This window comes from Saccharopolyspora gregorii, assembly GCF_024734405.1.
GTDB lineage: Bacteria > Actinomycetota > Actinomycetes > Mycobacteriales > Pseudonocardiaceae > Saccharopolyspora_C > Saccharopolyspora_C gregorii.
This window is the reverse complement of sequence record NZ_CP059556.1, coordinates 303,594-323,978: the sequence shown is the minus strand read 5'-3', so window position 1 is coordinate 323,978 and position 20,385 is coordinate 303,594. Positions and strand designations below refer to the sequence as shown.

At 75.3% G+C, this 20,385-nt stretch carries 18 protein-coding genes; 7 read left to right on the top strand and 11 right to left on the bottom strand.

Going from position 1 to position 20,385, the window contains the following annotated elements:
- Window positions 1–60: 60 nt before the first annotated feature.
- The 8 genes from H1226_RS01505 to ssd form a co-directional block, all read right to left on the bottom strand.
- Entirely contained in the window at window positions 61–708 is a 648-nt protein-coding gene (locus H1226_RS01505; protein WP_224966666.1) for a bifunctional DNA primase/polymerase, read from the bottom strand.
- Between the two features lie 348 nt (window positions 709–1,056).
- Window positions 1,057–1,527: an Rv3654c family TadE-like protein gene (locus H1226_RS01500; RefSeq protein ID WP_258345210.1), complete on the bottom strand. Its 471-nt coding sequence runs from the start codon at window positions 1,525–1,527 to the stop codon at window positions 1,057–1,059.
- Complete coding sequence (locus tag H1226_RS01495; protein ID WP_258345208.1) at window positions 1,524–2,141, bottom strand: TadE family type IV pilus minor pilin; 618 nt, start codon at window positions 2,139–2,141, stop codon at window positions 1,524–1,526. Before H1226_RS01495 ends, H1226_RS01500 begins: the two co-directional genes overlap by 4 nt.
- Window positions 2,138–2,395 carry a DUF4244 domain-containing protein gene (locus tag H1226_RS01490; RefSeq protein WP_258345206.1) on the bottom strand — a complete coding sequence of 86 codons (258 nt, stop codon included), beginning with the start codon at window positions 2,393–2,395 and terminating at the stop codon, window positions 2,138–2,140. Before H1226_RS01490 ends, H1226_RS01495 begins: the two co-directional genes overlap by 4 nt.
- Window positions 2,396–2,506: 111 nt before the next feature.
- Window positions 2,507–3,280, bottom strand: a complete 774-nt coding sequence (locus H1226_RS01485) for a type II secretion system F family protein (RefSeq protein WP_258345203.1) — start codon at window positions 3,278–3,280, stop codon at window positions 2,507–2,509.
- On the bottom strand, window positions 3,277–4,092 hold the full coding sequence (locus H1226_RS01480) for a type II secretion system F family protein (protein WP_258345202.1): 816 nt from the start codon (window positions 4,090–4,092) through the stop codon (window positions 3,277–3,279). Before H1226_RS01480 ends, H1226_RS01485 begins: the two co-directional genes overlap by 4 nt.
- Window positions 4,086–5,255, bottom strand: coding sequence for a TadA family conjugal transfer-associated ATPase (locus tag H1226_RS01475; protein ID WP_225044295.1), 1,170 nt, complete (start codon window positions 5,253–5,255; stop codon window positions 4,086–4,088). Before H1226_RS01475 ends, H1226_RS01480 begins: the two co-directional genes overlap by 7 nt.
- Window positions 5,240–6,364, bottom strand: a complete 1,125-nt coding sequence (ssd, locus tag H1226_RS01470) for a septum site-determining protein Ssd (protein WP_258345192.1) — start codon at window positions 6,362–6,364, stop codon at window positions 5,240–5,242. Before ssd ends, H1226_RS01475 begins: the two co-directional genes overlap by 16 nt.
- Before the next feature lie 697 nt (window positions 6,365–7,061).
- Here ssd and H1226_RS01465 point away from each other — a divergent pair.
- From H1226_RS01465 to H1226_RS01445, 5 genes are all read left to right on the top strand, one after another.
- Window positions 7,062–7,901: an HAD family hydrolase gene (locus H1226_RS01465; protein ID WP_224957299.1), complete on the top strand. Its 840-nt coding sequence runs from the start codon at window positions 7,062–7,064 to the stop codon at window positions 7,899–7,901.
- A gap of 553 nt (window positions 7,902–8,454) precedes the next feature.
- The gene (locus H1226_RS01460; protein WP_373690055.1) at window positions 8,455–10,245 is read left to right on the top strand and encodes a glycoside hydrolase family 3 protein; all 1,791 of its coding nucleotides are present in this window, start codon (window positions 8,455–8,457) and stop codon (window positions 10,243–10,245) included.
- A 4-nt stretch (window positions 10,246–10,249) separates the two neighbouring features.
- On the top strand, window positions 10,250–11,497 hold the full coding sequence (locus H1226_RS01455; RefSeq protein WP_258345188.1) for an exo-beta-N-acetylmuramidase NamZ family protein: 1,248 nt from the start codon (window positions 10,250–10,252) through the stop codon (window positions 11,495–11,497).
- A gap of 32 nt (window positions 11,498–11,529) precedes the next feature.
- On the top strand, window positions 11,530–13,278 hold the full coding sequence (locus tag H1226_RS01450) for a serine hydrolase domain-containing protein (RefSeq protein WP_258345187.1): 1,749 nt from the start codon (window positions 11,530–11,532) through the stop codon (window positions 13,276–13,278).
- Between the two features lie 122 nt (window positions 13,279–13,400).
- Window positions 13,401–13,793, top strand: a complete 393-nt coding sequence (locus H1226_RS01445) for a PPOX class F420-dependent oxidoreductase (protein ID WP_258345186.1) — start codon at window positions 13,401–13,403, stop codon at window positions 13,791–13,793.
- 93 nt (window positions 13,794–13,886) lie between these two features.
- Here the strand turns inward: H1226_RS01445 and H1226_RS01440 are convergent, their stop codons facing one another.
- Window positions 13,887–15,770, bottom strand: coding sequence for a hypothetical protein (locus H1226_RS01440; protein WP_258345185.1), 1,884 nt, complete (start codon window positions 15,768–15,770; stop codon window positions 13,887–13,889).
- On the bottom strand, window positions 15,767–17,395 hold the full coding sequence (locus H1226_RS01435; protein ID WP_258345184.1) for a hypothetical protein: 1,629 nt from the start codon (window positions 17,393–17,395) through the stop codon (window positions 15,767–15,769). Before H1226_RS01435 ends, H1226_RS01440 begins: the two co-directional genes overlap by 4 nt.
- Before the next feature lie 180 nt (window positions 17,396–17,575).
- On the opposite strand from H1226_RS01435, the gene H1226_RS01430 reads away from it, so the two are divergent.
- Together H1226_RS01430 and murQ are read left to right on the top strand one after the other, a co-directional pair.
- A complete protein-coding gene (locus H1226_RS01430) occupies window positions 17,576–18,502 on the top strand; it encodes a MurR/RpiR family transcriptional regulator (RefSeq protein WP_258345182.1) in 927 nt (308 codons plus the stop codon).
- Complete coding sequence (murQ, locus tag H1226_RS01425) at window positions 18,499–19,422, top strand: N-acetylmuramic acid 6-phosphate etherase (protein ID WP_258345181.1); 924 nt, start codon at window positions 18,499–18,501, stop codon at window positions 19,420–19,422. Before H1226_RS01430 ends, murQ begins: the two co-directional genes overlap by 4 nt.
- Window positions 19,423–19,435: 13 nt before the next feature.
- Here the strand turns inward: murQ and H1226_RS01420 are convergent, their stop codons facing one another.
- Window positions 19,436–20,368, bottom strand: a complete 933-nt coding sequence (locus tag H1226_RS01420) for a nucleoside hydrolase (RefSeq protein ID WP_258345179.1) — start codon at window positions 20,366–20,368, stop codon at window positions 19,436–19,438.
- Between the last annotated feature and the right edge of the window lie 17 nt (window positions 20,369–20,385).

The window sequence follows — 20,385 nt, the reverse complement described above, 5'->3', positions numbered from 1 at the left end:
CCCAGCTGGACGGGTCGGGCGTCCAGTGCCCTGGCGACTCTGGTTCGCGGTCGAGGCGGGCTAGTTGCCCGCGACGACGAGTTCGGCCACGTCTTGGACGGCGTCGGCACCGATGCGCAGGGCGTCACCGATGATCTCGGGGGACGGCAACCGCCACCCGCAGACCTCCGGCTTGACCCGCCAGTGCACGACTCCGTGGTGGAAGGTGCTCGGGGGAACCGGCAGCCAGCTGCCGGCGCTGTGCCTGCGGACCGCTCCGGCCGCGACCAGCTCGGGGCACGCCGCGGTGGCCGAGCCCCCCGCGGCGAGGAAGTACCAGCGGGCGTCCGGGGTCGCCACGATCGGAACCGGCACGCCCAGCGAGCGCAGCGCCCGCGCGGTGCGCCTGCCCAGTTCGGCACCGGTCTCCAGCGCCTCGACCTGGTCACCGGTCGCGACGAGCAGGCTGTACGGCTGCTCGGACCACCACCGGGCGACCTGGTCGACGCCGGCACCGAGCCGGTCCTGCCAGTCCGCGTGCACGGGAACGGGGTGCGCGACACCCGCCGGGTGCGCGGCGTCGGAGCCGGACCAGGCGCGGGCGCCCGCCTCGGAACCGACCGGGAAGGTGCCGGGCAGCACCGACCAGCCGCGAGACGCCAGCTCGATGGCCTGCACCCGGAGCTCGATCCGGAAGGCGCCCGCCCATCCGGTGACACTGGCCTCCACGGCAGCACCGGCTCCTCCGGGAGCGTTCGCTCCGGAAGCGCTGGGCCCCCTGTCCGCTGACCAGTCCATTACCTCTCCTCACTCGACCGTGGCGGATGCCTTCGCACCGGTGTGGCCGCTGCCCCGCGACCGGTCACCTGAGCCCGACCACGATGTCGGGATCTCCTGCTCGCTTCCGCTCCATCAATCAACGTCATCCCACCCGGCCTCGTACACCCCCCATGTCGATGACCGGTCGCTCAGCGGCGACGAGCGTCCGGTCGCCGAGAGGGGCGCTGATATGCCGGAGTGTCGGTTCGCGGCGACGTGATCGCGCTCACCGGTCGTTCAGCCGGAGCGCGGGACCGCTCAGCGCGGGCCGCCATCCGGCGAACGGGCGACAGGACCAGCCCTGGCACGCCCGGTGACCTGCGGTGACAGCCCGTCCAGGCCCATCGAGGCCCGAACTTCGACCAGGACGCGCGCGTCGAGACCGGCCAGCTCGCAGTCGAGGACCCGTGCCCGCATCTCCGCCGCGACCCCGCGGGCCGCGGCGCAGGCGCGCTCGCCGCCCTGCTGGACCCGGGCCGCGGCGGCGAGCGCCGCCAAGTCCGCGGCGCCGTCCGCGCGGTGCCGGGCCAGCATGACCGATCCGAGCACCATGCCGAAACCCACGATCGCGATCACGCCGAGGACGAGGACCGCGGCGAGCACGGTGGCGACCCCGCGATCGGTGATCTCCTCCCGTTCGTCGCTTCCGAGCCGGTCGTTCCGATCGGTCGGCCGGTGGCCGGGGTGGGTGGGCGCGCTCGGACGCGCGCCCACCCCGCTCCCGCTCATGCGGCGGGTCCCGGACCCGGTGCCGCTCGGGCGGGTTCGGCGAAGCCCCGGGTGGCCGGTGGCCCGCCCGCGGGCGGGAGCTCGGCGCCGGCGGCTGGTGGCCGGTCCGGCTCGCCCGATCCTGGCTCCACCGGGATCGGCGCATCCGGCTGCGGCGCTGCGTAAGCCTGCCCCGGGGGTTCCTGTCCTGGGGGTCCCGGGGCCGCGGCGGCCGGCGCCTCGGGTTCCGGAGCCGCGGCGGCCCGGCTGCTCCGCCACTGCTGCGGCAGGAGTCCCGGACCGGACGGCGCGGTGACCTCCGCGATGACGAGCCCGCGCTCGGCCGCGAGTACCAGCTCGGATCCCGTCGGAGCCGACCGGGCCACCGCGGCGCGGGCGCCGTCGTGATCGCCCCTGGCCGCCAGCCGGGCCGCTTCGACCGCGGCGTCGGTGCAGCGGAGCTGCCCGAGCAGCACCCCGAACGCGGCCAGCACGAGCAGGAACACCGCCATCACCGCGCCGATGCCGATCGCGGCCTCGACGGTCACCGCACCGCGATCCGCTGCCGCTCCACCGGCGTGGTCCGCTTCGGCGGAGGAGCGCCGGTTCCCCGCCGCACCGGACGGCGCGGTCATCCGACGCCGTCCTGCAAGGCGCGCTCGATCAGCGAGGTGAGCCCGTCGGTCACCGAGGCCCCGGTCACCACCGCGTAGAGCACCCCGGCGAACGCCGCGGCGGCGATCGTGCCGATGGCGTACTCGGCGGTGCTCATCCCGCCGTCTCCGCGGAACAGGGCCCGCCACCGCCGCCGGACTCGCCGCCGCGCGCCTGCGACCAGGTGCAGCCCGCCGTCGATCGTCCGCACCGCGCAATCGGTTCGAACCGTCATCACCTTCTCCTCTCCACCGCCGGTCGGCCGACCGGCCTCCGCCATCGACATCCGTTCGCCGGGCGCACCCGCCCGGATTCCTCCCGCAGCGCACTGATCGCGCGGTCGCGGTCACCAGGGCAGCGGCAGGCGCTGCACCATGCCGACCACCACCGGGAGCACGCCCAGGCACAGGAACGCGGGCAGGAAGCACAGCCCCAGCGGGGCGGCGACCCACACCGCCGCGCGCTGGGCCCGCGCCTGCGCGCGATCCGCCAGCTCGGCGCGGGACTCGGCCGCCAGCTCGGCGGCGACCTCGGCCAGTGCGCTCCCGGTCCGGGCCGTGCGCCGGGCGGCTCTCGCCAGCTCGGCGGTGCCGGGATGGCGCAGCGCCGGGTCCCAGGCCGCGACCGGGTCGGCGCCGAGTTCCAGCAGTCCTGCCACCTCCCGCAACGCGTCCCCGGCCGCACCGGGCAACTCGGCGGCGACCGCGCGCACCAGCACCACCGGCGGCAGTCCGGCGCGCATCCCGGCGGCGAGCAGGTCCCATCCCGCGGCCAGTGCCAACGGGTCCACCGGTTCTTCCGCCGCCTGGCGCCGGAACCACCAGAAACCGACCGCCGCCAGCAGCAGCGCACCCACCGGTCCGCCGAGCAGCGCGCCGCACAGCCCGCCCACCACCGCCGCGAGCGCCGACCGCCGACCGCGGCACCACTCGGCCACCGCCGGGGACCACCCGGGTCGGACGGGTGCGGGCGGCAGCCGCGCCCGGGCGGGACCGGACGGCACCAGCAGCAGGCCCAGCCCGGCGAGCGCAGCGGCCCACGGCGCGCCGCTCCCGACGGCTCCGGTCAGCGCGGTGGCCCCGGCCAGTTCGGCGGCCCCTGCCAGCTCGGCGGCGCTCACGTCCGCACCACCGATTCGGTGAGCCGGACGGTCCACACCACGCCCGCGCACAACAGCGCCACTCCCCCGACCAGCAGCGCCTGGCCGAGCACCCCGTGCGCGAGCACCGCCAGCGGTGCCGCGCCGGAGAGCTGGCCCAGCAGGAGTCCGAGCAGCGGCAGCGCGGCGAGCACCACCGCAGTGGACCGCGGACCGGCGAGCTTCGCGTCCACGTTCCTGGCGAAGGCCACCCGGTGTTCCAGGTCGCGGCGCACGGAATCCAGCGGTTCGGCGAGCGCGACCCCGTGCCGATCGGCCAGCGCCCACGCCCGACCGGCGCGCGCCAGCGGGTCCGCTCGCGCCGCACCGGTACCGGCGGGGTCGGCGGCGGCCAGCAGCACCGCGGCCGGGTCCCCGCCGAGCCGCGCGGTGGCGGCGAGGTCCCGGAAGAGTCCCGCCACGGCCGGGTCGGACTCCGCCGCAGCGCCCTCGGCCGCCGCGGCCGGGTGTGCTCCAGCGCGCAGCTCCGCGACGAGCATCCGGAGCGCGGACGCGAGTGCGGCCGCCCGGGCGGTCCGCCGCCGGTCCGCACCGCGTCCCCGCCACCACCAGATCCCCAGCGCGGCGAGTGCGGCGGCGGCGAGCAGGCCACCGATCCCGGCGAGCGCGGTGCCGAACAGGACTCCGCCCAGCACCGCCCACGGGGCCGCGCCGAAGGACCGGGCGCGACGCCGCACCGGTTCCGGCCCCGGCCGCACGGTGGCGATGCGGGTCCGGGCGCGGACGTCCGGCCAGGTCAGCAAGGCCATCGCGGACAGCAGTGCGCTCAGCACGGCAGATCACCCCCGCGCGCTCGCAGCAGCGCGAGCAGGTCCGGCCTGCCCTCGCCCCAGCCGGTGCCGCGTTCCCAGGCGGGCACCACGCGCACCAGGTCTCCCTCGCGACGCAGCACCCCGATCTCGGCGAGGTACCTGCCCCCGCCGGTGGCGCGCCGGACGTGCAGCACGACCTGCACGGCCGCCGCGAGCTGGCTGTGCAGCGCCTGCCGGGACAGCCCACCGAGCGCGGCGAGCGCTTCCAGCCTGGCCGGGACCTCAGCGGGCGAGTTCGCGTGCACGGTCCCGCCGCCCCCGTCGTGCCCGGTGTTCAGCGCGGCCAGGAGTTCGCAGACCTCCGCGCCGCGCACCTCGCCGACGATCAGCCGGTCGGGGCGCATCCGCAGCGCCTGGCGCACCAGGTCGCGGATGCGGACCTCGCCTGCGCCCTCCACGTTCGCCGGCCGGGTCAGCAGCCGGACGACGTGCGGGTGCTCGGGTCGCAGCTCCCCGGCCTCCTCCACGCAGATGATCCGTTCGGTCCGGCCCACCTCGCCGAGCAGCGCGGCGAGCAGGGTCGTCTTGCCCGCGCCGGTGCCGCCGGTGACCAGGAACGCGAGCCGGTGCCGGACGATCTCCCGCAGCGCGGTGGCGCGTTCCTCGTCGAAGGTCCCGAGGCGGCGCAGCGCGCCCACGTCGTGCGAAGCGGGCCGCAACACCCGCAGGGACAGGCAGGTGCCGTCCGCGGCGATCGGTGGCAGCACCGCGTGCAGCCGCACCGCCTCCCCCGACTCCGCACCGGGCAGCCACGCGTCGACCCACGGTTGCGCTTCGTCCAGCCGGCGGCCGGTGGCGACCGCGAGCCGCTGGGCCAGCCGCCGCACCCCGTCGTCGTCGGGGAAGGTGACCGAGCAGCGGCGCAGGCCGTCTCCCCGGTCCACCCACACCTGGTCGGGTGCGGTGACCAGCACGTCGGTGACCCGCGGGTCCCGCAGCAGCGGTTCGAGCACGCCGGCCCCGAGGAATTCCTGCTGCAGCGCGCGCAGCGCGGCGAGCAGGTCGGTGTCGGCGACGAGCCCGCCGGACTCCTCGCGGACGGCCGTGGCCACCGCGGACGGGTTGAGCGGTGCGCCGCTGCCCGCGAGCCTGCGGCGCACCCGTTCGATCAGCTCGGTGTGCACGACGCCACCGCCCGTCCGGCCACGAGTTCGTCCAGGACGCGGAGGACTTCGCCGGTGGCCCGGGCGATCGGCCCGCGACTGCCCGCCCGGGTGGCGCACAGCCCGCCGCGGTCCACGGCGGCGGCGAGCGCGGGCTGGGTCCGCAGCACCGCGAGCACCTCGACGCCCACCGCGCGTTCGACGTCGTCGACGCGCAACCCGCCCGGGGCCGGGCCGCGCACGACCGCCAGCACCGGCCCGGCCGCGTGCTCGCGCACCAGCTCGGCGGTGCTCGCCGCGGAGGCGCAGCCGCGCACTTCGGCCGGAACCACCAGGACGACCAGGTCGGCGCGCCGCAGCACCGCCGCCGCCGGTTCGGACGGCGTCCGCGGCAGGTCGCAGACCACCACGTCCCCGGCGCGCCGTCCCGCGTCGAGCACCGCGCGCACCGAGGTCGCGGTGGGGCCGCTCGCCGGGCCGCTCCGGTCGCAGGACAGCACGGTGAGCCTGCCCCGCCCGAGGCGGCGGCCCGGCAGCGCCGCGCGCAGCGCACCCGACGGGATCCGGCCGTCACCGACCGACAACCCGGACCAGCGCAGCCCGGAGGAGTCCTCCACGCCGGCGGTCAGGTCGAGCCCGCCACCGGCCGGATCGCAGTCCAGCAGCAGCGCGCCGTCCCCGCGACGGGCGGCGGTCACCGCGGTGGCCGCCGCCAGGGTGGACGCCCCGGCACCGCCCGCGCCGCCGAGCACGGCGAGCACCCGGCCGCCCCCGGGTGACGCGCGAGCGCCGTCGGCGACATCGGTGAGCAGCTCGACGAGCCGGAACTCCTCGGCGGGCAGCCCGAGCAGCGCTTCCGCCCCGACCTCGAACGCCGGTCGCCACAGCGGTCCCACCCCGCCCCTCGTCAGCACCACGACGCCTGGCCGGCGCGGGAGTTCCGCGACCAGCGCCTCGGCGGCGGCCGGGCCGTCGAGCAGGACGAGCGCCGCATCCCGCCAGCGGTCGCCGGGGGCGGTCCCGCCGTCGTGCCGCCGCAGTTCGCAACCCGCGACGGCGGCGAGGCGGGCGACGTCCTCGGCGAGCGCCTCGTCGGCGGTGATGAGCAGCGGCGTGGTGGTCGTGGACATGCGAGGTCCCCGTTCGGATCCGGGCTGATCGCGGGTGTCCGAAGGTGGTTCCGGCCGTTCTCCCGCTCGTCATCAACGGTGACCGAGGCGGAACCCCGCGTCGATCCCCGAATCGCGAATCTGTGGACGAATCGGGTACCTGTGGACAACCTGTCCCCCGGTTCAGCGAGCCGGATGGTCGGAGATTGCCGAAACCGAACCTCTGGTCAGCGAAAACCGCACATGCGCGCCACTTCGACAATGCCATTCCGATGGGGCGGAGAACTCGACCGGATGCGCCGGAGATCATCTGCCGGCAGCGCGGAAAGGGCCCGCGCCCGGTCGCGGGAACAATGGAAAGGGCGGCCCGGCAGCGCGGGAGCGGCGAAAGCCGAACGAGGGCGACCCGCCCGGTGGAAATGGGACGACCCCCGTCAGGGGGGAGGGACGGGGGTCGTCGAGAGTTCAGCTCCGGGGGGTCGAGCTGAACCCGTCCGGGGCTCCCGGACCCCTCAACTGTAGCGCCCCGCGCCCCTCACACGCGCCCCGTCCATTAGGAGGAACGTCGGCCGCCGCACGCACCCCCGGAAACTCAGCGTGCAGGCCATCCCGCGCGGGCGCACGCCTGGCCCCACCCCCGCGGGCGGCGCTCCGACACCGTGGGTGACTGGTGCGATCGGCGGAACGTGCAGCCGTCCGGACATCGCCGATGTTTCGTATGCTGTGCCTCGTGACAGCGCCCGCGAACCCACCGGCCGCCACCGAGCCTCGGGCGGCGGCATTCTTCGACTTGGACAAAACGGTCATCGCCAAATCGAGCACGCTGGCATTCAGCAGACCGTTCTTCCAAGAAGGCCTCATCAACCGCAGGGCGGTGCTCAAAAGCGCCTACGCGCAATTCGTGTTCATGCTGGCCGGTGCCGACGCGGACCAGATGGACCGGATGCGCGCGCACATCACCTCGCTCTGCGCCGGATGGGATGTCGAGCAGGTCAACGCGATCGTCGAGGAAACCCTGCACGACATCGTCGACCCGCTGGTCTACAAGGAGGCCACCCAGCTCATCGCGGAGCACAAGGAGCAGGGCCACGACATCGTGGTGCTCTCCGCTTCCGGGCAAGAAGTCGTGGCTCCGATCGCCGCGCTGCTCGGTGCGACGCATTCCGCGGGCACCCGGATGGTGGTCTCCGGCGGCAGGTACACGGGTGACGTGGAGTTCTACTGCTCGGCGGAGAACAAGGCCGCCGCGGCCCGCGAGCTCGCCGAGCTGCACGGCTACGACCTGGCCGCCTGCCACGCGTACTCGGACTCGGTGACCGACCTGCCGCTGCTGGAGGTCGTCGGCCACCCGACCGCGGTGAATCCGGACCGCGGGCTGCGCAAGCACGCCGCCCAGCGCGGCTGGCCGTCGCTGGCGTTCGAGCAGCCCGTCTCGCTGCGCGCCCGCTTCCCCACCCCGTCCCGGGCCGCGGTGACCGCCGCCGGGGTCGGCGTGGGAGCGGTGGCCGCCGCCGGTGCCGCCTGGTGGGGACTGCGCAGGCTGCGCCGCGGCCGCTGACCCGCGCCACCAGCGGGAAGCCGCCCGGAAACGATCAGCGCGCTGGGGATTGCAGCGGTCCGGAGCGGGGTCTACAAAGGAGGTGCGGACTCCGGTTCGGCCAGGGACGGCGCGGAGGAGAAGCACCGTCCACCCCGCCCGGGCTCCGTGCGTGAGGACGGAGCACCCACGCGCTGCCGCCACGTGAGGCCGGTCGTCGAACGGGGTTGCGTACCGGGACGCCGGACGCCTAGCCCGGAAGTTACGACATTCGTGCACGCTTGGTAACCCGTCCGAACACGCGAAAGGCGGCGCTCGCCGAGGCGGGCGCCGCCGTTTCGCGCGCGGGGCGGGCCCGACCGGAACGCACCCGGCGTGTCGGATCACCCCGGATGCGCTGATCAGGGCCGTTCGCGCCGATCACCCACCGGATGGCGTTGACCGGGCACGAGCACGTGAGTAGCTTCCGAATTCCACCCCCGTGGTGGTGGACGACTTTCCGCCCCGCCCGCCGACCCCGATCCGGCGCCCCGCCGCGGGACCGTGGGCACAGCCCCAGGAGGTCCCCGTGGGCTTGAAACGCTCCCACCGGCTCCCCGCCGCCATCGGCAGCGTCGTGGCGGTGCTCGCCGTGGGCGGTGGCCTGTCCGCCGCGGGCGCGCAGGAACCCGCGCCGCCCCCCGTGCACAGCGCGGTCGACCCGTCCGTCCAGGCGAAGGTGCGGGACATGACGCTGGAGGAGAAGGTCGGCCAGCTCTTCGTGACCTACGCCTACGGGCGTGCCGCCGACGCCCCGCACCCGCAGAACCGGGTCGAGTTCGGCGTGGACACCCCGGCGCAGGTCGTGCAGCGCTACCACCTCGGCGGCCTGATCCACTTCACCTGGACCGACAGCCTCCACGAGCCGCGCCAGATCGCGGAGCTCTCGAACGGGGTGCAGCAGGCCGCGGTCTCCTCCGGGGCGGGGGTGCCCCTGCTGATCTCCACCGACCAGGAGCAGGGCCAGGTCACCCGGATCGGCGAACCGGTGACGCAGCTGCCCGGCAACATGGCGCTGGGCGCGGGCCGCAGCCCGGAGGACGCCGAGACGTCCGCGCGGATCACCGGCGAGGAGCTGCGCGCGATGGGCCTGAACCAGAACTTCGCGCCCAGCGGGGACGTCAACGTGAACCCGGCGAACCCGGTGATCGGGGTCCGCTCGTTCTCCTCCGACCCGGCGCTGGCCGCGCGGCTGTCCGCGGCGGCGGTGCACGGCTACCAGGACGGCGCGAACGTGGCCGCGGCGACCAAGCACTTCCCGGGGCACGGCGACACCAACCAGGACAGCCACACCGACCTGCCCGTCATCGAGCACACCCGCGAGCAGTGGGAGCAGCTGGACGCGCCCCCGTTCCGGGAAGCCATCGCGGCGGGGACCGACGCGGTGATGAGCGCGCACATCGTGGTGCCGAAGCTGGACGACTCGGGCGAGCCGTCCACGTTGTCGCCCACGGTGCTCACCGGGATGCTGCGCGACGAGCTGGGCTACCGCGGCGTGATCGTCACCGACTCGCTGCAGATGGACGGGGTGCGGGCGAAGCACTCGGACGCGGAGATCCCGGTGCTGGCGCTGCAGGCGGGCGCCGACCAGCTGCTGATGCCGCAGAACCTGCAGGTCGCGATCGACGGGGTGCTGGGCGCGGTGCGCTCCGGCGCGCTCACCGAGGAGCGCATCGACGCCAGCGTCGAGCGGATCCTGGAGATGAAGCGCGAGCGCGGCGTGCTCGACTCGCCGTTCGTCGACCCGGCGGCGGTGGACCGGGTCGTCGGCAATGCCGAGCACCGCGAGCAGGCCCAGCGGCTCACCGACCGCACCACCACGGTGCTGCGCGACGACGCGCACGAGCTGCCGCTGCGGGACCCGGGCCGGGTGCTGGTCACCGGCGCCGGGGACGAGGCGACCGCCGAGCTGGCGGAGCGGTTCCGCGCCCGCGGCCGGGAAGCCGACTCGCTGCCGACCGGGATGACGCCGACCGGCGAACAGGTCCGGCGGGCGGTGGACGCGGCGCGCGCGCACGACACGGTGGTGGTGCTGACCAACGCGGCGTGGAACGGGACGAACGCGGCGCAGCGCGACCTGGTGCGGGCGTTGCAGCGCTCCGGCACGCGGGTGGTCGCGGCGGCGGTGCGGGACCCGTACGACGCGGCGCACGTCGAGGAGGTGCCGACCTGGCTGGCGACGTACTCGGACAAGCCGGTGGCGATGGAGTCGTTGGCGCGGGTGCTGCTCGGCGAGGTCTCCCCCGCCGGGAAGCTGCCCGTTCCGGTGCCCACCGCGGACGGCACCGGGGAGCGGTTCCCGTTCGGCCACGGATTGAGCTGGTGACCCGATGCCGTTGAGCAGACGAGGTTTCCTGGTCTCGACCGCGGTGTCCGCACCGCTGCTGGGCGCGACCAGCGCCTGCGCCGCGGAGCAGGACGGCCCGGCGCCCGGGTCGCCGCGCACCGGAGCGGACGTGCTCGCCGCCGAGGGCTGGCAGCGGCTCGCGGGCCGCAGGCTCGGCGTGATCACCAACCCGACCGGGGTGCTGGCCTCGCTGGAGCACGTGGTGGACGCGATGCACGCCGGCGGAGCGGTGGACGTCGCCGCGGTCTTCGGCCCGGAGCACGGTTTCCGCGGCACCTCCCAGGCCGGCGGTTCGGAGGGCGACGTCCGCGATCCGCGCACCGGACTGCCGGTGTACGACGCGTACGGCGCGGACGTGCCGAAGCTGGCCGCGATGTTCCGCGAGGCCGGGGTGGAGCGGGTGGTGTTCGACATCGCCGACGTGGGCGCCCGCTTCTACACCTACATCTGGACGATGTACCAGGCGATGCAGGCGGCCGCGCAGGTCGACGCGGAGTTCGTGGTGCTGGACCGGCCGAACCCGATCGGGGGCCGCCGGGTCGAGGGACCGGTGCTGGATCCGCGGTTCACCTCCGGGGTGGGCCTGCTGCCGATCGCCCTGCAGCACGGCATGACGATCGGCGAGCTGGCGCGGCTGTTCGACGCCGAGCACTCCGACACCCCGCTGGGCGACCGGCTGTCGGTGGTCCGGGTGGAGGGCTGGCAAGGGCGCGGCGCGGAGCCTGCGGTGCCGTGGGTGCCGCCGAGCCCGAACATGCCGACGCCGGACACCGCGATGGTCTACCCGGGAACGGGGTTGTTCGAGGGCACGGTGCTGTCCGAGGGCCGCGGCACCACCCGCCCGTTCGAGATCATCGGCGCACCGGGCATCGATTGGCGGTGGGCGGAGGAGCTGAACGCGGCCGGGCTCGCCGGGGTGCGCTTCCGGGAGACCTACTTCGTGCCCACGTTCTCCAAGCACGCCGAGCAGACGTGCGGCGGCGTGCAGCTCTACCGGGACGGCGACGTGGACCCGGTGCGGCTGGCGATCGCGATGCTGGTCTCGGCGAAGCGGCTGTACCCGGAGGTGTTCGGCTGGCGGCCGGACGGCATGTTCGACAAGTTGGCCGGTACGGACCGGGTCCGCGGCATGATCGACGCGGGCGCGGAGGTGGACGAGATCGTCGGTTCCTGGCGGACGGACCTCACCGGGTTCCGGCGCTCGCGGGAGCGGTTCCTGCTGTACCGGTGAGGCCGGGTCGTTCGAGCGAGGGTGAGGTCGTGATGCGCAGAGCGCTGGTGGCGCTGGTCCTGGCGTCGGTCACCGCGGCCACCGCGGGGCCCGCGTGCGCGTCGTCCCCGGACGGCGCGGGCGGCCGCTTCGACCGGCCGCAGCAGGGCTTCGCGCCCGCGGACACGGTGCTGCGACCGGGCACCCCGCAGCAGGTGGGGCTGGATCCGGCGCCGATCGACGCGGCGCTGCGGCGGATCGCGGCCTGGACCGAGGTGGTGCCGGGCAGGCAGCACCCGATGTACGCGGGCGCGGTGGCGCTGCTGGCGCACGACGGCGTGGTGGTCCGGCAGGACGCGTTCGGCCGCGAGGTGCGCTACGCGGACGGGACGGGCACCGAGCTGCCGCCGCAGGAGCAGGAACCGGTGCGGCCGGACACGATCTTCGACGTCGCGTCGATCACGAAGCTGTTCACCTCGATCGCCGCGTTGCAGCAGGTCGAGGACGGCGCGGTGGAGCTGGACGCGCCGGTCGCCCGGTACCTGCCGGAGTTCGGTGCGCACGGCAAGGAGTCGATCACCGTGCGCCAGCTGCTCACGCACACCTCGGGGCTGCAGGCCGAGGTGAAGCTGTGGAAGCTGCCGCCGCAGGAGCGGATCCCGCACGTCATGGCCCTCACCCCGCAGCACCCGCCCGGTTCGGGCTACGAGTACTCCGACCCGAACATGATCACGTTGGGCGTGCTGGTGTCCCGCGTCGCGGGCGAACCGCTCGACGAGGTGGTGCGGCAGCGCATCACCGAGCCGCTCGGCATGACCGACACCGGCTACAACCCGCCGCCGCAGGAACGGCACCGGATCGCGGCCACCGAGTTCCAGGCCGATCCGCCGCGCGGCATGGTGCGCGGCGAGGTGCACGACGAGAACGCCTGGTCGCTGGGCGGGGTCGCCGGGGAGGCCGGGATCTTCTCCACCGCGCACGACCTGGCGGTGCTCGGCCAAGCGCTGCTCAACGGCGGCAGCTACGGCGGCGCGGAGCTGCTGGACGAGGACTCGGTGGAGCAGATGCTCACCGACTTCAACGGCGGCTTCCCGGGGAACTCGCACGGGCTGGGCTTCGAACTGGACCAGCGCTGGTACATGGCGGGGCTGAGCGGCCCGCGGTCGGCGGGGCACACCGGTTACACGGGCACTTCGCTGGTGCTGGACCCGCTGTCGCGCTCGGTGGTGGTGCTGCTGACGAACCGGGTGCACCCGTCCCGGGAGTGGGGGTCCAACAACGAGGCCCGGCAGGTGCTCGCGCAGGGCGTGGCGGAGTCGCTGGCGGTGCGCCCGGAGCACGGTTCGCGCGAGTGGTCGGCGCCCGCCGCGGAACCCGCGACCTTGACCACCCGGGAGCTGGGGCCGGTGGCCGGGCCCGTGCAGGTGTCCTTCGACGCGTTCGTCGACACCCAGCGGGACGGCGACGGGACCGATGCGCTCGTGGTGGAGTCCAGCGCGGACGGCGGTGCCTCGTGGCGCCCGGTGCCGGTGGAGGCGAGCGGCGACGGCGCACCGGAGGGACCGCAGCGGGTGCTGGCGGGTTCCGGGCACCGCGCGTGGTGGCAGGTGCGGGGCGCGGTGGACGCGGCTCCGGGGCAGCGGATCCTGGTGCGCTGGCGCTACGCGCCGGACGCGCAGTACACCGGGCGCGGGGTGCAGCTGGACGGCATCTCCGCGGCGGACCGGGAGCGGACCTTGCTGGACGGGGAGCTGGAACCGCAGGGGCTGCGCGCGGAGGGCTGGCGGGAGGTGGAGCGCTGAGCCGCCCGGAGCCGGGCGTCCCGTTGCTCCCGATCGGGTGTACCGCCCGGGAATCCGGAATAGGCGCGCCTCCGGCCGCGTCGTGACCGGTGTTCATCGTCGAGCACCAGGAGGCAGCGCTCATGGCCGCGATCCCGCAGGAACTGGCCGAGATCCTCAGCAAGCGCGCGTTCGCGCACATCGCGACCCTCGGTCCGCGGGGCGAGCCGCAGTCCAGCCCGGTGTGGGTCGAGTGGGATGGCACGCACGTGAGGTTCAGCCAGACCACCGGCAGGCAGAAGTACCGGAACCTGCAGCGGGATCCGCGCATCGCGGTGTCCGCGCACGACCCGGAGAACCCGTACCGCTACGTCGAGATCCGCGGCCGCGTCACCGGGTTCGAGCCGGATCCGGACAACGCGTTCATCAACAAGATGGCGAAGAAGTACACCGGTGAGGACGAGTACCAGTGGGGGCAGCCGGGGGACGAGCGCGTGGTGGTGCTCGTCGAGCCGGAGCACGTGCCGGGCGCGTAGTCCGGTCTCGGCGGGACGCGCGGTGGCTCCTGCTGCGCGCTCCGCGTTCGGGGCGGTCGGCGGACTCGCCGGCCGGGTCGGCCGAGCCGCCGCTCAGTTCGTCTCGGGACTGGGCAGGTGCGGGCCGAGATGTCCGATGTGGACAGACGCGGTCCGTCCGCGGGTGTCGTCGTAGTAGTGCAGGCGGGGCGCGACGCCACCGCTGCGCTCGATCTTGACGTGGGCGGCGAAGAAGGCGCGCCCGGACGGATCGACCTCCACCGGCACCGGGAAGGTGCGGGCGTTGCGGTAGCGCGGCGTGTTGACCACCAGCTCGGTCTCCCCGGAGGCGATCAGCGTCGGGGAGATCCCGCGCGCACCGCCGTGCGCGCGGACGAAGTGGGCGAACCCGCGCAGGTCCGGGCGGGCGTGATCGATGGCGGTGGCGCGTTCGCGCGCGTACGAGTCCAGCAGCACCAGCACGTTCCAGGTGCGGCGGAGCCACTGCGCGCTGCGGTGGTGACCGTCCAGTTCGGACGGATCGACCTGCGGGCCGAAGCGCAGCGCGGGCAGTGCGCGGTGGGCCGCGTCGAGCAGGTCGGCGAAGCGGTTCACGGCCGGCCCGGCGTCCGCCGCCGCTACGGCACGACCGGGACCGCCGAGTTCCCCGTGCGCCGTCCCAGCGTCGGACGTACCGGCGTCGGACGGATCGACCTCGGGCTGCCCGGCGTCGGACGGCCCGGCGTCGGACGGCCCGGCGCCCTCCCCCGCTCCGGTGGTGCGCCGCAGCGCCGCGACGCGTCGGCGCGCCAGCAGCAGCCGGTCTTCGGCCGCGTCGAGTTCTTCCGCGTACAGCGCGGATTCCAGTTCGGCGTCGCGCGCCACGCGCCACGCGGCGGGGACGGATCCGCGGCGCAGCAGCGCTTCGGCCTCGTCCCGCTCGCTCCGCAGCCGTCCGACGAGCTCGGCCAGCCGCCGCCGGGAGTCGGCGGACCGCCGTTCCCGCCGCCGCGCGCGTTCGGCCGCGGCGCTCCGCTCGTCGAGCGCCCGAGCCGCGGAATCGGCCTGGTCCCGGGCGGTGTCCTCCTGCCCGGCCGCGGCGCTGAGCCGGTCCCGCAGCACCCGCGCACCACCGTCGTCGGCCGCGGGCAGCCAGCGCAGTGCGCCGCCGCGGGTGTCGGCGGTGACCCGGCGGTCGTGCATCGGGTCGAACAGCAGCGCCTGCCAGGCGTCCCCGGTCGTCCGGATCGCGCCACCGGCCCGCCAGCTGCTCGCCCGCAGCACCGCGTCCACCAGCTTCCGCCACTCCCCGGCGCGGTGGAACCGGCCCCGCGGCAGCACCGGGTCCGGTTCGTGATCGACCCACCACGGCGGCAGGTACAGCCGGGCGGCGCGGGCGGGGATCCGGCGTGCGGGCGGGAGCAGCGCGTTCACCCGGTCCCGCACCGAGTCGTCGGCGGGCAGCAGCCCGCACAGGCCGCGGGTGGCGTTGCGGAAGCGCAGCAGTTCCGGCGGGAGCGGCCGGGCGAAGTCGTCGTTGTAGACCAGCACCGGCGAGTCCCGCACGCCTTCGTCGAAGGTGTGCACCAGGAAGTCCACGTCGTCGAGTTCTACCAGCGGGTTCTGCTCGGTCAGCGAGTACGCCCCGCGCGGGTCCCGCGGTCGCGCGGCGAGCAGTCCCAGCTTCTGCACCGGGCTCACCTGGTCGCGGAGGGACCAGGGCCGGGCGGCTTCGGCGTAGACCCAGAAGGCGTGCGCGTCGCCGGAGCCGGGTGCGGCCACGAGCGCGGCGCGCACTTCGCCGGTTCCGCGACCCCAGCTCACCCGCCAGCGGCGCGGCAGCTCGGCGCCGGATTCGCGTCCTTCGTCGATGAGCCGCAGTTCGCCCGCTTCGTGCAGCCGGACCAGCGCGTTCCCGGCGTCGAGCAGCTCGGGTCCCGCATGGCCTGCCGCGCAGAACGCGGTGCGGCGCAGCGGTTCCGGTGCGGTGCCGCTCATCGCGGTTCCGGTCCGACGTGCCCGACGTGCACCGCACCGGTGGGTCCGGCGGTGTCGTCCAGGTAGTGCAGGGCGGTCGGTGGATCGCCGGCGTGGTCGAGCAGCACGTGGTCGCGGAACGCGGTCCAGCCGGTCGGGTCGACCGCTTCGGGGACCCGGAAGGTGGTGGCGGCGTCCGCCGGGGCGCGTCGCAGCGCCGGGGCGCCGATCCCGCCCGCGCGCAGCAGCGCGGGCAGCGAGCCGCCGGGCGCCGCGGCGTGCTGGGCGAGCAGGTCGAGCACCTGGTCGCAGCGCCGCGCCCGCGCGCCGTCGAGGCGGTCCACCTCAGCGCGCACCTCGGGTCCGAAGTGGACTCCGGGCCGGTCGGCCGAGCCCGCCGGCCCGAGTTCGGCGGGTGCGCCGCGGCCGCGCAGCCGGTCCTCCTCGGCGCGGAGCCGTTCGAGTTCGCGCTCGCACTCGGCGAGCCGCGCCGAGCGGGCCGCACCGAGCCGCAGCGCTTCCGCGGTGCGGCGCCGCGCGGCGCCGAGGGAGGTCCGGGCGAGCCGTTCCCGCACCGCGTCGCGTTCGGCGCGCAACCGCAGCACGCCGCCCGCCAGCACCCGGCGGGACCGGTCCAGCTCCGCGGTGCGGGCGGTGCGCCGGTCGATCTCGGCGTCGAGCTCGTGCGCGGCGGCGGCGCGCCGCGCGGCGGTCCGGCGGGATTCGGCCTGCCGCGCTCCGGCCCCCTGGATGCGCTGGCGCAGGTCGGACTTGTCGGCGCCGCCCGCGGTGGCGAACCACCGCTCCCCCGGCCCGACGGGCGAGTCGGCGACGCGCTGGTCCTGCCAGCCGGTGGCGAACAGCAGCGCCCACGGTTCGTCCGCGTCGTCGGCCGCGGGCGAGCGCCACCGGGACACCCGCAACGCGAGCGCGGCGGCTTCGTCCCAAGCGGCGGGATCAGCCGCGTCCACTTCGGACAGCAGGGGATCGTCGCGTTCGGCGGCCCACGGCCCGGGCAGGAACAGCCGGGCGCCGCGGTGCGGGATCCGCAGCGGTTCGGGCAGTTCCGCGTCGAGGCGGTGCGCCACCGCATCCCCGACGAACACGACCGGGGCCGCACCGGCGGTGGCCTTGCGGAACTCCGCGGTCGCCCGCGGCACCACCAGCGGACGTCCCGCCTCGCGGTCGACGTGCCGGACCAGCACGGCCGTCCCGCCGCGCCGGTCCCGGATGGCGGCGAGCAGCCCGGCGAGGTCGTCCGGGTCGTCGCGCAAGGTGGAACCGGTGACGGCGAGCCCGCTGCGCGGGTCGGCCAGCGGGAACCGGGCGAGCCCGGCGCGCGGCAGCGGCGACGGGACTCCGATCCCCCACCCGCCGGGGGTGCGCGCGGCGAACCAGCACCGCACCAGGTCGTCCCGCGCCAGCAGCACCAGCGCCGCCGAGACCGGGCCGTCCGCGCGCTGCCACGTCATCCGCCAGCGCAGCGGCGCGTCCGGGTCGGCACGGTCCAGCGCGCCGCGGTCGTAGAGCCGCAGGGCACCCGCCTCGTGCTGCTGGAGCAGGAATTCGGCGTGCTCGTCGACCGGGGCGGAGACCGATCCGGTGGCGCAGAACAGCTCGGAACCGAGGTCCGCTGGCCCGCTCATGTCACCCCGCTCCGCGCCGTGGCATCTGTCCGAAGCCTAGCGAACGGGCGGTGCAACCCGGTGGCCGCCGACCACCGTCCACCCGTCGGCGGAGTTCCACACCAGCACCCCGACCAGCACGGGAAGGCACCGGAGATACCCGCATTGACCTGCACAGATCCTCGTCAGTAAGTTTCCCACATGGCCCTTGACGACGCGTCGACCGAAGCCGGTGCGACCAGCCCGCTGGTCCGGATCCGCTCCCTGCTCCCGGGCCTGGCCAGGGCCGAGCAGCGGGTCGCCAACATCGTGCTGTCCGCGCCGGCCTCCATCGCGCGGCGCAGCATCACGGACGTGGCCGAGGCCGCCGGGACCAGCGAGACCACCGTGACCCGGTTCTGCAAGGCGATCGGCGTCGGCGGCTACCCGGACCTGCGGATCGCGTTGGCCGCGGACACCGCCCGCACCTCCAGCCGGGACCGCGACCTCGGCGGCGACATCGAGCCGGACGACCGGCTGGAGCAGATCATCGACAAGGTGGCCTACGCCGACGCGAAGGCGGTGGAGGAGACCGCCGGGCAGCTGGACGCGAACGCGCTGGCCGCGGTGGTCGAGGCCGTCGCGGGCGCCCGCCGGATCGACGTCTACGGGGTGGGGGCCAGCGCCTTCGTCGCGCTGGACCTGCAGCAGAAGCTGCACCGCATCGGGTTGACCTGCTTCGCCTGGTCGGACACGCACGCGGCGCTGACCTCGGCGGCGCTGCTGCGGGAGGGCGACGTGGCGCTGGGCATCTCGCACACCGGCGCCACGACCGAGACCATCGAGGCGCTGCGCGAGGCGGGCCACCGCGGCGCGGTCACGGCCGCGCTCACCAACTTCAGCCGCTCCCCGATCACCGAGGTGGCCGACCGGGTGCTGACCACGGCGGTGCGCGAGACGACGTACCGATCGGGTGCGATGGCGAGCCGCATCGGCCAGCTCACCGTGATCGACTGCCTGTTCATCGGGGTGGCGCAACGCCACATCGACGAGGCGAAGGCGGCGCTGGACGCCACCTACGAGGCGGTCGGCGCGCACCGGCTCGGTGCCCGCCCGGACCGCCGACGGCACAAGGAGGACGGCCGATGAACCGCGACGCCGAGGGACCCGCCGTGCGGGTGGACGCCCCCACCGAGCGCACCAACGAGCGGACCAGGGACATCGACCTGCTGCCGACGCTCGACGTGCTGCGGGTGCTCAACGCCGAGGACCGGACGGTGCCGGAGGCGGTGGGCCGGTCGCTGCCGGACCTGGCGCACGCGGTCGACCGGGCGGTGGCCGCGCTCCGCGGCGGCGGCCGGGTGCACTACGTGGGCGCGGGCACCTCGGGCCGGCTGGCGGTGCTGGACGCGGCCGAGCTGATCCCCACCTACAACGTGCCCGCGGACTGGGTGGTGGCGCACCAGGCGGGCGGCGCCGGGGCGTTCCAGAAGCCGGTGGAGAACGCGGAGGACGACGCCGAGGCCGGGGCGGCGGTGGTCCGGGCCGAGGTGGCCGCGGGGGACTTCGTGCTCGGGCTGACCGCGTCCGGCCGCACCCCGTACGTGCTGGGCGCGCTGCGCGCGGCGCGCGAGATCGGGGCGGGCACGGCGCTGATGTCGGCGAACCCCGAATCGGCGGGCGACGCCCCGGCCGACCTGACCATCGCGGTGGACACCGGGCCGGAGCCGATCGCGGGTTCCACCCGGATGAAGGCGGGCACGGCGCAGAAGCTGGTGCTCACCTCGTTCTCCACCGCCGTGATGATCCGGATGGGCCGCACCTACTCGAACCTGATGGTGAGCCTGCTGGCGACGAACGCGAAGCTGCGCGGCCGCACCGTCGAGATCCTGCGGGAGGCGACGGCCGCGTCCGAGGACGAGTGCGCGCGGGCGTTGACCGCGGCGGACGGCGACCTGAAGACCGCCTTGGTGCACCTGCTGACCGGCGCCGAAGTCCCCCGCGCCGCGGCCGCGCTGACCACCGCCGACGGCCGGGTCCGCGACGCCCTCCGCACCCTCGGCAGCTGAGCCGGTCCGGCGGTCAGGCCATGCCGGTGGCGACGCGGCCGAGGGCGGTGAACAAGCTCGCCCAGAAGCGTTCGGTGTCGAGGACGGTGGCGACCTCGGCGTTGTGCAGCTCGGCGGGGGCGGCGAAGTCGGTGACGGTCATGCCCGAGGTGAACCGGCCGTGGACCTCCACGTCGACCCGCGCGGGCACCGTGGTGAACATGCCGGGGTCGAGCGCGTAGGCGACGGCGCACGGGTCGTGCACGGCGGGGCCCTCCACGCGGTACTGCGGGTGCCGCCCGTAGAAGTCGAGGATCGGCGAGATCAGCTCGGCCTCCAGCCTGCCCAGCCCGGCGAACCGGCCCCGGACGGCGGCGGTCGCGCGGGCCTGCGCGGTGAGGTCGAGGCCGATCATGGTGGTGCGCCAGCCGGCGCCGAACGCGACGGCGGCGGCCTCCGGGTCGGCGAGCACGTTGAACTCCGCGGCAGGCGTGCGGTTCCCCCTGGTGTAGGAACCGCCCATGATCACGAACTCGCGGACCTGCTCGACGAGCCGGGGCTCCTTGCGCACCGCGAGCGCGACGTTCGTCAGCGGGCCCACCGCGACCAGGCTGATCTCGCCGGGCGCTGCGGCGACGGTGTCGATGATGAAGTCGACGGCGTGCCCGTCCCGCACCCCGCTGGTGGCGGCGGGCAGCCGGACCCCGCCGAGACCGTTGCCGCCGTGCACCTCGTCGGCCAGCACGACGTCCCGCACCAGCGGCCGGTCGGCGCCCGCGACGACCGGCACGTCCATGCCGAAGAAGCCGGTGAGGCGCAGCGCGTTGTTCGTGGTGTGGTCGAGCCCCACGTTGCCCGCGACGGTGGTGATCCCGACGAGCTCCAGCTCGGGGCTGCCGTGGGCGTAGGCGATGGCCAGCGCGTCGTCGATGCCCGGGTCGCAGTCGAGCAGGACCTTCTTCGGCACGTCCGTTCCCCTCCCCG